The sequence below is a fragment of the Sphingopyxis indica genome, assembly GCF_032879645.1.
GTDB classification, from domain to species: Bacteria; Pseudomonadota; Alphaproteobacteria; order Sphingomonadales; family Sphingomonadaceae; genus Sphingopyxis; species Sphingopyxis indica.
Genome location: NZ_CP076394.1, coordinates 1 through 14859 on the forward strand (window position 1 = coordinate 1; position 14859 = coordinate 14859).

The 14859-nt window shown below is 59.1% G+C and carries 12 protein-coding genes and 1 tRNA gene; 11 read left to right on the forward strand and 2 right to left on the reverse strand.

Annotated features, from left to right (window positions below):
- Positions 1–35: 35 nt before the first annotated feature.
- The 7 genes from KNJ79_RS00005 to KNJ79_RS00040 all read left to right on the forward strand — a co-directional run bounded on the left by KNJ79_RS00005 (position 36) and on the right by KNJ79_RS00040 (position 9680).
- Entirely contained in the window at positions 36–920 is an 885-nt protein-coding gene (locus KNJ79_RS00005) for a PglZ domain-containing protein (protein ID WP_317152354.1), read from the forward strand.
- A 7-nt stretch (positions 921–927) separates the two neighbouring features.
- On the forward strand, positions 928–1614 hold the full coding sequence (locus KNJ79_RS22560; protein WP_317152355.1) for an anti-phage BREX system Lon protease BrxL: 687 nt from the start codon (positions 928–930) through the stop codon (positions 1612–1614).
- Positions 1538–3010, forward strand: a complete 1473-nt coding sequence (gene brxL / locus KNJ79_RS00015) for a BREX system Lon protease-like protein BrxL (protein WP_317152356.1) — start codon at positions 1538–1540, stop codon at positions 3008–3010. Before KNJ79_RS22560 ends, brxL begins: the two co-directional genes overlap by 77 nt.
- A 96-nt stretch (positions 3011–3106) precedes the next feature.
- Positions 3107–4462 carry an IS1380-like element ISKpn23 family transposase gene (locus KNJ79_RS00020; protein WP_003168745.1) on the forward strand — a complete coding sequence of 452 codons (1356 nt, stop codon included), beginning with the start codon at positions 3107–3109 and terminating at the stop codon, positions 4460–4462.
- 388 nt (positions 4463–4850) lie between these two features.
- Positions 4851–5690 carry a sulfonamide-resistant dihydropteroate synthase Sul1 gene (sul1, locus tag KNJ79_RS00030; RefSeq protein ID WP_032072921.1) on the forward strand — a complete coding sequence of 280 codons (840 nt, stop codon included), beginning with the start codon at positions 4851–4853 and terminating at the stop codon, positions 5688–5690.
- A gap of 374 nt (positions 5691–6064) precedes the next feature.
- On the forward strand, positions 6065–7876 hold the full coding sequence (locus tag KNJ79_RS00035) for an ATP-binding protein (RefSeq protein WP_317152357.1): 1812 nt from the start codon (positions 6065–6067) through the stop codon (positions 7874–7876).
- A complete protein-coding gene (locus KNJ79_RS00040; protein WP_317152358.1) occupies positions 7782–9680 on the forward strand; it encodes an ATP-dependent helicase in 1899 nt (632 codons plus the stop codon). The genes KNJ79_RS00035 and KNJ79_RS00040 overlap by 95 nt, the downstream gene beginning before the upstream one ends.
- 87 nt (positions 9681–9767) lie before the next feature.
- On the opposite strand, the gene KNJ79_RS00045 is transcribed toward KNJ79_RS00040, so the two are convergent.
- Positions 9768–11084, reverse strand: coding sequence for a tyrosine-type recombinase/integrase (locus tag KNJ79_RS00045; RefSeq protein ID WP_317152359.1), 1317 nt, complete (start codon positions 11082–11084; stop codon positions 9768–9770).
- Positions 11085–11215: 131 nt separating this feature from the next.
- Here KNJ79_RS00045 and KNJ79_RS00050 point away from each other — a divergent pair.
- Positions 11216–11309: transfer RNA gene (locus KNJ79_RS00050), tRNA-OTHER, on the forward strand.
- Between the two features lie 9 nt (positions 11310–11318).
- Here KNJ79_RS00050 and KNJ79_RS00055 read toward each other — a convergent pair.
- On the reverse strand, positions 11319–12284 hold the full coding sequence (locus KNJ79_RS00055) for a hypothetical protein (protein ID WP_077031326.1): 966 nt from the start codon (positions 12282–12284) through the stop codon (positions 11319–11321).
- A 269-nt stretch (positions 12285–12553) separates the two neighbouring features.
- Here KNJ79_RS00055 and KNJ79_RS00060 point away from each other — a divergent pair, with 269 nt between their 5' ends.
- From KNJ79_RS00060 to KNJ79_RS00070, 3 genes are all read left to right on the forward strand, one after another.
- Positions 12554–13354, forward strand: coding sequence for a hypothetical protein (locus KNJ79_RS00060; RefSeq protein ID WP_156878261.1), 801 nt, complete (start codon positions 12554–12556; stop codon positions 13352–13354).
- Positions 13355–13922: 568 nt separating this feature from the next.
- On the forward strand, positions 13923–14066 hold the full coding sequence (locus KNJ79_RS00065; RefSeq protein ID WP_198040405.1) for a benenodin family lasso peptide: 144 nt from the start codon (positions 13923–13925) through the stop codon (positions 14064–14066).
- A gap of 64 nt (positions 14067–14130) precedes the next feature.
- Entirely contained in the window at positions 14131–14772 is a 642-nt protein-coding gene (locus KNJ79_RS00070) for a lasso peptide biosynthesis B2 protein (protein ID WP_067179626.1), read from the forward strand.
- Positions 14773–14859: the final 87 nt, after the last annotated feature.

The following is a 14859-nucleotide window of genomic DNA, read 5'->3' on the forward strand; positions in this document are numbered from 1 at the left end:
GAGACCGGGTAAAGGTTCTGGCGGCGAAGGATTTCATGAATCTGGGATCATCGGAGGGCAAAGACCTCTTCCGAGATCATGATGTCCTCTATCTGTATCACAACCAGATCGACGCGATTGGCGATAAGCTCACCACCGAGGAAAATGTCCCCGCTGCGGCAGAGACTGCCATCGAGGATCTGGTGAAGCTGGTGCGGAAGCTGACCTCGGCCAACTTCTCGAACATCCTGATCACCGCCGATCACGGCTTCTTGTGGCAACACAAGGCTCTGGAAGAGAGCGGCTTCGCGCTGAGCGACCCGGAAGGCGACATCGTTACACGCAACCGGCGCTATGTGATCGGGCAGGGCCTCAGCAGCAGCGGTGGCATGAAGAAGTTCACGGCCGCGCAGCTTGGCCTGGAGGGTGGTCAGGACATCCTGATTCCAAACTCGATCAACCGCCTGCGCGTCAAAGGATCGGGCAGCCGCTTTGTCCATGGTGGGGCGAGCCTGCAGGAGATCGTTCTGCCCGTTCTGCGTGTCGGCAAGCAGCGCAAGGAGGATGTCGGGCAGGTGTCGGTGCAGATCATTCCGCCACCCCGCGCTCAGATCACCACGGGCCAGATCCAGGTCACCTTCTATCAGGCGGAGCCAGTGACCGACAAGCAGCAGCCCCGGCAGGTGCATGCAGCCATCTTTGCTGACGATGGAACACTCATCTCTGACGAAGCCGAGTTGGAATTCGATTTCACGTCTGAGAACCCGCGTGAGCGCGAGCTGTCGCGGAGCTTCCTGCTGTCCAAGGCGGCAGACGCTTATAACAATCAGACAGTCTTCCTGAAGCTGCGAACGCGCATCGGTAAGACCAGCCATTTCGAAGATCACGCTTCGCAGCCGCTGCTGCTGAAACGCGGGATCAGTACAGATTTCGATTTCTGAGGTGCCGATGTCGACGCTTGATGACAAGATCAATGAGCATTTTGCCGGTTTCGTGGTCCGTAAGGACCTGGTGAAGGCCGTGAAGGGGAACGCCATTGTCCCCACCTATGTGCTCGAATACCTTCTCGGCCAATATTGCGCGACCGATGACGAAGCCTCGATTGCGACAGGCATCGAAACGGTCAAGGACATCCTGCGCAAGCACTACGTCCATCGTTCCGAAGCGGGGCTGGTCCAGTCGACGATCAAGGAGCGCGGCCGCTACAAGGTCATCGACCAGGTCAGCGTGGCGCTGAATGAAAAGACCGATGCCTATGAGGCGGTCTTCGAAAACCTCGGAATCAAGCGGGTTGCCATCGACAGCGCCACGGTCAAGGCACATCCGAAACTGCTGGTTACGGGTATTTGGTGCATCGCCGATGTGCAGTACGAATTTTCGGAAGACAGCCGGATTTCTCCCTGGATCATCGACTCGCTGAAGCCGATCCAGATCGCCCGCGTGGACTATGACGGCTATCGCGAGACGCGGGACAAGTTCACCACGGAGGAATGGATCGATCTTCTGATGCAGAGCATCGGCTTTGATCCGTCACTGTTCGGGCGCAGGTCGAAACTTTTTGCAATTGTTGCGTCTGGTCCCCTTCGTCGAGCGCAACTACAACCTTATCGAACTTGGCCCCAAGGGCACGGGTAAATCGCATATCTATTCCGAGTTTTCACCACATGGTCAGCTGATCTCGGGCGGTGAAATCACTGTTCCCAAGCTTTTCGTGAACAATTCCAATGGCCGGATCGGATTGGTCGGCTTTTGGGATGTCGTGGCCTTTGACGAATTTGCCGGCCGCGAGAAGACGGCCAACAAGGCGCTTGTCGATATCATGAAGAACTACATGGCGAACAAGCAGTTCTCTCGTGGTGTAAATCCGATGGGCGCCGAGGCCAGCTTCGCCTTCGTCGGCAACACGGACCATAACGTGCCTTGGATGCTGAAAAATACGGACCTGTTCGAAGCTCTGCCGCCGCAGTTCCACGACAGCGCCTTTATTGATCGATTGCATGCCTATCTGCCCGGATGGGAGGTCGACATCATCCGGGGTGAGATGTTCACATCTGGCTATGGGTTCATTGTTGACTATCTTGCCGAAATTCTGCGGCATCTGCGTGCCGAGGACTTCTCGCACCGGCCAGATCGCTATTTCACCATTCCGGTTCAGACCCATATCCGGGACCGCGCGGCGATCAATAAGACCATGTCCGGCCTGCTGAAGCTGATCTTCCCGAATGGAGGCGAGACGGAAGCTGAGGTCGAAGAGCTGCTGCGATTTGCGATTGAATGCCGCAAGCGGGTGAAGGATCAGCTTCTTCGGATCGACAGCACCTTTGAGAGTGCGGATTTCCACTACATCGCATCAGATGGCGCAAAGCGCGCTGTCACTACTCTCGAGGAAGAAGAGTTTCCCCAGTTCTACCATCGCCGATCGGCCGGCGATGGGGGGGACGGTGGAGCGGAACATGAGACCGTACCGATTGCGGCAGCGCCGGCTGTAGTGGCTTCGTCTTCTGCCGCACCTGTTGTGTCAGTTGCCCCTGCGTTTGTCCCGAAGCCTGGCCACGTTGTTTTCACGGAAAACCGCAAGGGCATCAGCTTCGACAAGATCTTTGGTCCCTGGACGGATGGTGCGACGCGGATCATCATCACAGACCCCTATATTCGGAAGTTCCATCAGGCGCGCAACGTCATGGAATTGATTGAGATGCTGATCCGGCGCAAACAGCCCGAGGATCAGGTCGCCGTGCATCTTGTCACGGCTCCGGACGATGGGAACATCCAGGAGCAGCGAGAATGTCTGGACGGGATTGCTGAGGCCTGCACAGGCACGGGCGTCGATTTCACCTGGGCGTTTGATGGGAGTGGAACGCTCCATGCTCGCGACATCACCACAGACACCGGATGGAAGATGGTTCTGGATCGTGGGCTGGACATCTTTCAGCCGACCCCTCGGAAGATGAACGGTTTTTCACTGGGGGAGCGGATGCAGGAGCATCGGATGCTCAAGGGTTTCTACGTGACCTATGTCAAAGATGAATAAAACCCACATTCCCCAAGTAAATCGCTGATTTTGCTGTCAGGATCTCAATATTTCCGATATAAATCATGGTGTTGATGGCCGTGAGGGGCGCGTTTGATGGATCACCCAGAGGGTGCGGGTTCGAAGCGGGCAGATCGGGTCGAGTTCGACCGCCGGGTGCATGTGGAGTTCCGAGGTGCGCAGCTCAGTTCCGACGGCGGCCTGCTGGTGATGCGCGAGCTGGATGACGCGCTCGGGCTGTCCGATCTGGCGGCAAAAGCATTGCGCGACACCCGGCGCGGCAAGAACACGGTCCACCGGCTTGACGGGTTGTTCCGGCAATCGGTGTTCGGGCGACTGGCCGGATACGAGGATGTGAACGACGCCGACCGCCTGGCCCTCGATCCGGTGATGCGCCAGGTCGTGGGTGGAAGGGCTGTCGATGCGCAAGCGGCCTCGGCCTCGCAGATGGGACGGTTCGAGACCGAGACACTGGCACAGCCCGAGAACCGTGCCGCGCTGGCCGACCTGAATGGCCAATGGATCGACCGGTTCCATGACCGTAACGGGCTGAAGTACATCGTTCTGGACATGGACAGTTCGGTCAGCCCCACCCATGGCGATCAGGAGGGCGCGGCCTGGAACGGGCATTTCGACTGCACCTGCTATCACCCGAACTTTTTGTTCAACCAGTTCGGCATGCTGGAGCGCTGCGCCTTGCGCCATGGCAACGTCCACAGCGCCGATGGCTGGCGGGACGTTCTCGACCCCGTCATCGCCCGCTACGCGGAGCGCGACCTTTGCGGCCGGTTCTTCCGGGCTGACGCCGCCTACGCGATCCCCGCGATCTATGAGCGGCTGGAAGAAGCCCGATTCTTCTACGCCATCCGGCTGCCTGCGAACAACGTCCTGCGCGAGAAGATCGCGCATCGGCTGACGCGCCCTGTCGGGCGACCTTCGCTGACCAAGGTCAAGCGCTTCTACGAAGACTTCGAGTATCAGGCGGCATCCTGGGACAAGGAACGCCGGGTGATCGCCAAGATCGAATGGCATCCGGGCGAACTGTTCCCGCGTGTCGGCTTCATCGTCACCAACCTGCCGATGGAGCCCGACTGGGTGGTGCGGTTCTATAACCAGCGCGGCACCGCCGAGCAGCACATCAAGGAAGGTAAATATGCCTTCCACTGGACGCGGCTGTCATGCCGGAAGTTCCGCGACAATGAGGTGCGACTGCAACTGCATGCGCTGGCCTACAACCTGGCCATCTTCTTGCGCTGCATCGAGTTGCCCGAGACGATGGCCGACTGGTCGTTGACCAGCCTGCAACTGAAGCTGATCAAGATCGGGGCACGTGTCGTCCGCCATGCCCGCGCCATCACCTTCCAGCTGGCCGAGGTGGCCGTCACCGGTCCGATGGTCCGCGCCATCCTCGCCGCCATCCGCCGATTGCGAGCGCCTCCGCTATGCGCATGACCGCCATCCACGCCCAAACTGAACGAAAACGGCAGGATGGGTCTGTCCGCTGCGCTGAAAAACACCGCCACCAGGGCACAACACGGCGGCTTCGCGGGCCGATCTGCCCTGTCTCAGCGCCTTGCGCGCCCGACGACGCCGCTCGGGACGGAAAATGATTGTCCTGCGGTCGGATTCAGGCTAAACTCACGTCAGACGGCATGCCACTTGGGGAATGTATGCTAAGTGGAGCACCACTAGGGAGCGTAGCGTAAATGGCCGTTCGCCTGGGCCCGCCGAGTCAGCTCGGTGAAACTTCCACGTGGAAGTCGCCAATGTGCCACGGCGTCATTGCTGCCTTTTTGCTCGCCCGATCCCCATCGTGGAAGTCGCTGCGGAGGCCGACGCCATGGTGACGGTGTTCGGCATTCTGAATCTCACCGAGGACTCCTTCTTCGATGAGAGCCGGCGGCTAGACCCCGCCGGCGCTGTCACCGCGGCGATCGAAATGCTGCGAGTCGGAGCAGACGTCGTGGATGTCGGACCGGCCGCCAGCCATCCGGACGCGAGGCCTGTATCGCCGGCCGATGAGATCAGACGTATTGCGCCGCTCTTAGACGCCCTGTCCGATCAGATGCACCGTGTTTCAATCGACAGCTTCCAACCGGAAACCCAGCGCTATGCGCTCAAGCGCGGCGTGGGCTACCTGAACGATATCCAAGGATTTCCTGACCCTGCGCTCTATCCCGATATTGCTGAGGCGGACTGCAGGCTGGTGGTTATGCACTCAGCGCAGCGGGATGGCATCGCCACCCGCACCGGTCACCTTCGACCCGAAGACGCGCTCGACGAGATTGTGCGGTTCTTCGAGGCGCGGGTTTCCGCCTTGCGACGGAGCGGGGTCGCTGCCGACCGGCTCATCCTCGATCCGGGGATGGGATTTTTCTTGAGCCCCGCACCGGAAACATCGCTGCACGTGCTGTCGAACCTTCAAAAGCTGAAGTCGGCGTTGGGGCTTCCGCTATTGGTCTCGGTGTCGCGGAAATCCTTCTTGGGCGCCACCGTTGGCCTTCCTGTAAAGGATCTGGGTCCAGCGAGCCTTGCGGCGGAACTTCACGCGATCGGCAATGGCGCTGACTACGTCCGCACCCACGCGCCTGGAGATCTGCGAAGCGCAATCACCATCTCGGAAACCCTCGCGAAATTTCGCAGTCGCGACGCCAGAGACCGAGGGTTAGATCATGCCTAGCATTCACCTTCCGGCCGCCCGCTAGCGGACCCTGGTCAGGTTCCGCGAAGGTGGGCGCAGACATGCTGGGCTCGTCAGGATCAAACTGCACTATGAGGCGGCGGTTCATACCGCGCCAGGGGAGCGAATGGACAGCGAGGAGCCTCCGAACGTTCGGGTCGCCTGCTCGGGTGATATCGATAAAATTGTAGTCTACAGCATCGCTGACGTCGCGTCTTTGTCCAACCATGATGGGTCAATTTGCGTGAACAGTGGCCGCTCGAGATAGAAGTGAGGTTTAGCATCGGGTTTCAAGGAGAGCCCAAGCAAAGGGGGTAAATGTGAGGGCTTGTCGGATAACGATAAATAACTTCAGGGGCGTTAAATCCGCGACTTTGCTGCTGCCGCAGCATGGTGTGCTTATCGGTGACAATAACACCGGCAAGACAACCATACTCGAAGCGCTTGATCTGGTCCTTGGGCCTGACCGGCTCAATCGTCAGCCGCCTATCGATGAACACGATTTCTTCCGGGGGACGTATCTTCTCGCGCCTGCTGCGCCTGCTGCGCCAGCGGCCGAAGCGGCTATTGACGGCGGCGATGGGGAGCTTCCGGCACCGGAAACCGACGTCGAACCACCGAGGATCGAGATCGAGGTGACCGTTGCCGACCTCACCGACGAGCAAAAAGGGAAATTCGGAGACTACACCGAATTTTGGGACGGAGCGACCGACACCTTCTACGACGAGCCGAATCCGGCCGGTGTGGATGCCGCCACCATCACCGAAGCACTGCGTGTCACGTTCCTCGGCTGGTACGATGCCGAGGAGGACGATTTCGAGGGGAAGACCTATTTCACCCGCAGCCTGACCGAGAGCGACCGGCCCGAGCCGTTCTCCAGGAAACACAAGCAGGTGTGCGGCTTCCTCTACCTGCGCTCCCTTCGCACAGGTTCACGCGCACTGAGCCTGGAGAGAGGCAGTCTGCTCGACATCATCCTGCGCCTCAAGGAAGTCAGACCACAGATGTGGGAGGCCACCCTCGGCACCCTGGCGGGCATCTCGGTCGCGAGCGATCCGAAGCTGGGCATCTCGCCCGTGCTCGAGAGCATCAACACGGCGCTGAAGAAGTACGTGCCAAAAGAGTGGGGCGTGGAGCCCCATCTCAAGGTCTCTAATCTCACCCGCGAGCATCTGCGCAAGGTGATCACGGCCTTCATCGCTACGGGTGACGGAGACCATGCGGCGCCGTTCTATCGACAGGGCACGGGCACCATCAACATGCTCGTCCTGGCAATGCTCTCCCAGATTGCCCAAGACAAACAGAATGTCATCTTCGCCATGGAGGAGCCGGAGACTGCAATCCCGCCCTACGCGCAGAAGCGTATCGTTCACGAGGTGCGGAAGCTTGCGTCACAGACGCTCTTCACGTCTCACTCCCCCTATGTTTTGGAGGAGTTTGCGGTCGAGGAAACTGTGGTGCTCGGGCGCGATGGAGAAGGGGTACTGGGACAAAAGGCAATTATCCTCCCGGATAATGTGAAGCTGAAACGCTATCGGCAGCAGTTTCGTACGCGCTTCTGCGAAGGATTGCTTGCCCGTCGTGTTCTTGTGGCGGAAGGCGCCACAGAAACCTCGGCCTTCCCTGTCGCGTGCCGCCGCCTGGCGGAGCTCAAACCCGATTCCTACGCATCCCTTGAGGCGCTCGGCGTATGCATTGTTGATGCCGGCGGTGAAACCGACATCCCGGGCATGGCCAAGCTGTACCGAGACCTCGGAAAACGGGCTTTCGCGATCTGCGACAAGCAGAGCGACGCCAACAAGGACCTCATTGAGGCGCAGGTCGATCTGCTCTTGATGCACGACGAAAAAGGCTTTGAGGCCATGGTGCTGAAAGGCACCACGGAGGCCGCCTTGAAGCGGTTCACCAAGCTGATCGACTGGCCCCAAGACTTGGCTCAGAAATATCCCGATCCGGAGGCGCAGGCCGCTGCCGCCCTGACGGACTATTTCGCCAAGTCGAAGGGGAGCTGGGGCATTGCCGATTTTCTCGCGCAATGCAGCGAGGCTGAGATTCCCCAATGGCTCCGGCATGCGGCGGTCAAGTTGAAGGATGCTTGTCTTCCTGCGCCTGCGGGCGGTGACCAACCTGCAGCACCCGTCGCTGCGGAGGAGCACCTGGAAGCGGTCGTACATGGAACTGACTAAGGGCCAACAGGATATCATGGAGGCGGGCGGTCATCTCCTGGTCACAGGCGGGCCGGGCTCCGGCAAGACCACCATCTCCATCCTCAAGGCGGCGCAGATTGCCGAGTGGGACCTTCGCCCCGGTCAGAAGGTCCTGTTCCTCAGCTTTGCCCGCGCCACGGTTTCCCGCGTGGTCGAGGCGATCGAGTACGAGCAGCAGATCCCGCCCGCTCAGAAGCGCCTCATCGACGTGGAAACCTACCATTCCTTTTTTTGGCGCATCCTTAAGGCACACGGCTATCTCATCGGGCTGCCGCGGCGACTCTTCATTCTCACGCCGCCCGGTGAGGCTATCGCGCTCTCGGCCGCCCGATCAGGCTTCCCCGTCCGGAATCTAACGGACGCGCAGAAAGCAGCAAAAAAGACCGCGGAAGAGACGGAACGCGCCCGCCTTGCAACGGAAGACGGCCGCGTGTGCTTTGATCTTTATGCCCCCTATGTGGGCGACCTTCTCCATGGCAGCGCGCGTATCCGACGCCTTATCGCCATCATGTACCCTGTCATCATCCTCGATGAGTTCCAGGACACCAACGAGGCGCAGTGGCGTGTTGTCCAGGCGCTGGGCGAAGTCTGCCGCCTGATCGCCTTGGCGGATCCGGAGCAACGCATTTACGACTGGATCGGCGCCGATCCTGCCCGACTCGACCATTTCCGGGAAGCCTTCAAGTCGACGGAAGTGGACCTGAGCACAGAAAATCACCGTAGCGCCGGAACCGAGATCGCTCTGTTCGGTAATGACGTGCTCACCGGGAAATTCCGGCAGGATTCCTATAAGGGCATCGACTTCGATGTCTTCGACCCGTTTCCCGATCCGGCGATGACCAAGCTCGTGACGACGGTTTACAAGGCGCGGAAGCGTCTCGTGGACGCGGGTGTCGTCAATTGGTCGCTAGCCATCTTGGTGCCGACAAAAAGGATGACGCGCCTGGTATCCGATGCCTTCCGCCAGCCACCTGCCGGCATGGCCGAGGTGCCCCACTCAGCGGTCATTGAGCTGGAGGCGGCCATTCTCGGCGCGGAAGTCATTGCCCTCCTCATGCAGCCAGGCGTCGACCAGCATTTCGGTCAGTTCATCGACCTGATATGCAGCTACTTTCAGGGCAAAGGCGGCGATGAGCCGACACAGGGGGCGCTCAAGGAAGCCGCGAACATCCGCAAAGCATACGACGAGTGGCTGGCCTGTCAGGCGGCAGGCAAGGCGATCCGCAAAAACAGCATTCTCGTCAAGATGATTGTCGCCTACGAGGACGCCCGTGCCGTTGTGCTGACGGGTGATCCCGACAAGGATTGGCGCGCTGTGCGGCGTGTTCTGGAGGATGGGAGTTGCACGCGCCTGAAGGAGATTGGGCAAGAGGTGCGCAATCTCCGCATTCTGGAGCGCGGCACCCAACTTCGTCAGGAACTGTCCCAGGATTGGCGTGACAATGGCGGCTATCGCAATGCCCTGGCTATCACGCGGCAGGCTTTCATTCAGGAGCACTTTTCGACGAACGCGAAGCCCGAATCCGGGGTCGTCGTGATGAACATGCACAAGGCCAAGGGAAAGCAATTCGACGAGGTCATCATCTTTGAACACTGGCCGATCAAGCGAAAGGGGCAGCCGCCCTACAATGGCGACAGGATAGTGCGCTTCAATTCCAGGGAGCAGATCGACGATCAGGCGCGGCAGACTTTCCGTGTCAGCGTGACCAGAGGCAAACGGCAGACGACCATTTTGACCCCCAAAGGCGATCCCTGCGTTCTCCTTCTGGGGGACAATAGTTAGATGGCACTCTATCGCATGCCTGAATCCAGAAGCGCAAATTATGCTCAGTCTTATAAAGTGGTCCAACCTAACGCGGCCCCGGGATAACTACTCAATGGCGTTCTGAAGAAACTGCTCAAGAGATGTCTTTCTCGCAAATCTGTCAAAGGCATAGGCAGTTTGTTTGAATTCCTTGCCGTCCAGTAGGCCTTGAATATACCCCGAGACAGTGTCGGCCGCCATGACGAGTGTGTTGTCCAGCGTATGGACATATCTACTGGTCACCGAACTGTTGGCATGGCCAAGGAGTGCTGCAATTGTGATCTCACTGAGGCCAAGATCATTGGCAATGCTCGCAAAACTGTGCCGAAGGACATGGGCTGTGATCGTCTCAAGTGCAGTCCCGGCGAAGATCTTCTTCCACTTGTTGGGAAAGGCGCCATACGCCTTGCCACCCCGCGATCCAGGAAACACGTAATCTCCCGCAGCAACTTCGCGCTGCATCTCCAGGAACTCGACCACCGGAAGGCCAATCGGGCGGATCGACGCGCCTTCCTTTGAATCCGACAGTCGTAGGCAACTGTTCGAGAGGTCCACGTCGCTCCACCGCAAAGCGATGATTTCGCTGCGCCGACAGCCGGTCAGAGCAATCTGACGCACTATGTCGGCCATCATAGCAAGATCGGGGTCTGTTGCCGCACGCTTCAGCGCCTCACCCATATCCCGATATTCAGCGGTGCTTAGGCGCCGGTTTCGAACCTGATCCTTTGGTTTCTTGATGCCATGGGCAACATTTCGCTCCACAATCCCGGCGTCATTTGCATAGGTAAGAATCCCGCCGAGTAAGCCGACAGTACGACTTGCCGCCCCTGGTCCTCCGCGAAGAATGGATTTGCCGCGAAGGTTCTTGGTCTTCCTGACCGCGCGCGTTTTCCCGATCAGGATGTCGTTCATCATCTTCGTCACATCAGCCTTACTCAGATCGCGCACGCGCTTTTTCCCGAGGACCGGGATGATGTGGCCATTGATTCTGCCGATATCGGTAGTGATTGTTGCTGGCTTCTTGGGCCGACCACGTTTGCCCTGGATAAGACCCGCATGGAGATCGCCGATATAGCGTTCGCAAAGCTCCTTGATCGTCATGGCATTTCGGTCCTCCAGCTTTTCTTCAGCCGGATCGTCGCCTTGAGCCACGCGCCCGAGTTGTGCCTTCGCCTCGCGTCGTGCAGTCTCGGGCGTCCAGATACCGTGAAGGCCGATAGTGAAGCGCCGGGAAGATCCGTTGCTTCGATATTGGATCACATAGCTGCGCTTGCCCGACGCGAAGACTCTCAACCCGAAACCGGGTAGATCATCGTCCCAGATGACGTAGTCGTTGGGCTTGGTTATGGCGCTCTCAACAAGCCGTTTCGATATCTTTGGCATGGAATTTATCCTTTCCAGTTGGGCTCTCGCGTAAGCACCACGTAAGCACATGGGGGAAAACCACAGCGTAGAGCCGGTTACGTTTTTCCGTCGTGATGCGCTGGAAAGTAAAGTTATTTCAGTGCTTTATCGCACTGTAGCGTAGTCCATCGCACGTTTCGGATAGACTGCTAATAATTGCTCCGAAGGCGAAGGTCACAGGTTCGAATCCTGTCGGGTGCGCCACTTTCAAGATTACGGCAGAGATTTTCGAAGCTTTTCGAGCTTTCGAGCAACGCCGATTCGGGCATCGATGCTCAACGCCTTCCCATAAGCGTCCACCGCCTCCTGGATCGCGCCTTCCTGTTCGTGCCATTCGCCCAAGAGCCGCAAAGCATGCGCTTGCAGCGTGCGCTCAGAACCTTGCGCCGCGACATGCAAGCCGGCCAAAAGTGCCTCTCGCATCCCGCGATCCATTGGCTCTTCTGACGCGAGGACCATACGAATGACATGAAGATCGCCAGCGCCGATGCGCTCGGTCTGCCAGCCCTTGCGGTCGAGCATAGCCCCGTCGAAGTCATAGCCGACACGGCCGGCGTTCGTCCGTAACAAGTAGACGTGGCGACTGGTCGTATCGAATTCATAACCGTCCGCCCAACCTGTCTCGACCTCCCAGCGGGCGATTTCATCGCCCTGTTCGAGATCGAAAAGAATGTAGCGGCAACTGTCGGTGCTGCCGGGGGCATTTGCGGTCTGACAAATAGCGATGCGTCCATCGTCCGACAGGCCGTTGCTTATCAGATTGGCGGTCAGTTCCTTTTCGACCAGCTTTGCACCGTCGGCCCCGAAGGCTACGAACCGACCCTTGAGGCCATCGCCGAACAAGCGGTCGTGGATGATGAAGCTGCCATTGTTCGCGGTCTTTCCATCCGTGGGACGCTCGAGCCGTCCCGTTGCGACAATTTCATCGCCGTGAAGCAGGGACCAGGAACCATGGCCTTCGTGGCGGTATCCACCTACCGTACCTTCAGGATTTCGGTCCGCCCAAATCAGGTGAAAATCTCCATTGGGGGATGCGGCATGATGACCGAAGAACCCGATCGACTCGATCCGGACGAGGTCGTGCCCAAACTTCTGCATGCGAAGACCCGTTGTCTTTGGGCGCGTGGGCAGTTCGCTTTGCGTTTCCATTCCAAAGAGCCGCCGCAGAAATGTCTTCATCCCATATTCTCCGTCTCTCGGCGCGTTGCTACTGCCGAGAGGTGCAGGGGTGGCCCGCTCGATGCAAGAGGGCTCAAGCTCCCAGTCCGCCTTCTTGCCGATTGACTTGTCATCAGCGCTACGCCAGATTTCTCGTAGGCCTTCAACAGGGGCCTGCCGCCTGCATTTGCGAAGCCACAATGGCACTGTTTTGATCACTGACCCATCGCATTTCGTGGCTTTGGGGGCGGTAGCAGGCGACGCCGGTCCGAAGCCCACGGAGACCTGCGATGATGTTTCAATATTCCACCCTCGCCGGGCTGAAATCGCTCGCCAAGCAAATCCAGGCGGAGCAATCGGTCCCGCGGCACGATGCGCTCGACCTCGCGGCATGTGCCGGCGGGTTCCAAGGCTATGTCGATGCGAAGCGGAAACTTCCTAGCCGATCCATGCTCCACAATGTCACGGTTCGTCAGAACTGGTGGGGCTATGAAACAAGGGAAAGCGGCACCGCGCAAATCGATCTCAAATTGCGTGTGCCACTGACCGAGTTGGTGCGGCGTCACCATCTGACGGGCTATCTGGGCGCCTGCAAAGTCGAAGACTCGGTCTTTCTCGAACGGACGGGCCAGCAGCGCCACGCCAATGAAACCCAATGGTATATCGGCCGGATTGCCCGTGCGCTGCAGTTCATGGACGCAACCGGCCTCAAACCCTCAAGCGCCCGCAGATGCTATCCGACGCACGAGTATGACAGTCGTCCGCCGGTCGCGGATCACGATCATTGCTGGTTCGATCCCGACGCGCGAGTCCATATATTGTCAACCGAACCCTATCCTGGGCGGTCCGAACGAGGCGAACCCCGACAGATCGAATGGGAACGGCGGCATGGTTGGAGCACCATGTACGTCGACTGGGGCAGCATTTATGGAAACGGCACGGAGTTCATCCTTTGTTGCCCCGCAGCCTACGCCGAAGTGCTTTCGGCCAAGGTGAAGATTCTCGAATGCTCGCCGCCGGCCGTCGAGGATGAAGCGGTCGTAATCGAGACATTTGATCCCGCCGCGCGCAAGGTCGTCATCTTCGACTAGGCTTACCGGAAAGGAGCGGGGCTGTAGGCGCGCTCTTTCCCGCCGGCCTGGCGGCCGGCTCCTGAGGGCGCGGCACCTGATGTATCGGGCCCCGCCGCACTCTGAACCGGCGGCATTTCGAAATTGCGGGCGTTGAAAGCCGACATGCCCCGGCTTTCCGCCCGCACTCAATTGGGCGACATGGCCGCCTTGTTGCAGGGTGCGATTCATTGAACCGGCCGCTCGCTGGGCGCTCGCGGTTCGTCGGCCACGGTTCGGCGTCGATGTTGCGCTCAGAAAAATACATCCAAATCTGGGGCCAGTTTCCGTTGCGACAACTCCGGTTTCGCCCAGAATATCTTCGCGCCTTCTCAATGAGGCGCGTGACCGGGTTCCGTCACGCATGTCCAGGCGAAAGCTAAAGGTGACGGTATGCGCTCCCGACGCGCGTTTCCTTTGCGCGGTCACTCCTTTTCGGATCGAGAACCGTGTCGATTATAAACGGATTATAAAATGGAAGCTGATTTCATCGAGCCATAACTTCCCATTTGCGACTCTTTCGGTCGCGATTTTGGGAAGGAAGAAAGCGATGAAAAACTTGCAGAACAGTGACGAACTGATCGATCTCGGCGCGATCAGCGTCGAAACCCGCGGCATCGAACCCGTGGGTCCGCGGGACGAGGACACGAACCAGCACTATCTGTTCGTCGGCGGCATCACGACCGACGACTGACAGCAAGCGGCGTGCCGCTTCCAGGCGGCACGCCGTATGCGCGTCTATCGATCTGGCAGTTCAAATGGCTCTCGCGCTTCGTTCCGGCCTCCATTATCGTCGATTTGACGCGGAGTATGTCTTCTTCGACCTCGCCGCGGATCGCTATTTCCTGCTCTCGGGCGTCGCCGCCAACCGCTTTGGCCGCTTTGTGTCGGGAAGGGCGAGCGCAGCCGATCATGAGCACCTCCTCGCCAGCGATATTCTTGCCGAAGGTTCCGGGAGGGCGATGCGAGATGGCTGCAATCCTGCAACTGTAACGGCGAGCCTGATCGACGCACCGCTCGCCGATGCGCCGCTCGGCACGGCGGTTGCAAGCGTCTGGGCACAGGCGCGTGCCCGCAGAGATCTGAGGCTCCGCAGCCTTGCGGACATCGTAGGCGCATTTGGCGACAAACGATTCAACCTCTCTTCGAGGGATGATAAGGTCTGCGGTGAGATCGCGGCGGCCTTTCTGCGAGTTCGCCGCTACGCACCGGCAATCGACCAGTGCCTCGCCCGCGGCATCGCCATGAAGCGAATGCTGATGCGGCGCGGCTGTGCGGTTTCACTCGTGTTTGGTGTGACCATGCCGTTCGCAGCGCATTGCTGGGTGCAGGCTGGCGAAACAGTGCTTACCGACCCGCTCGATATCGTTCTTCACTATCAGCCGATATTCGCCGTCTAATGGCCGGCGGCTTCCAAATTGAAATAGAGCGCCAGGTTGGAAGCGAGTTTTCCGCTCGAAGCGGCGCGATGCGACCTCCAACCTTTG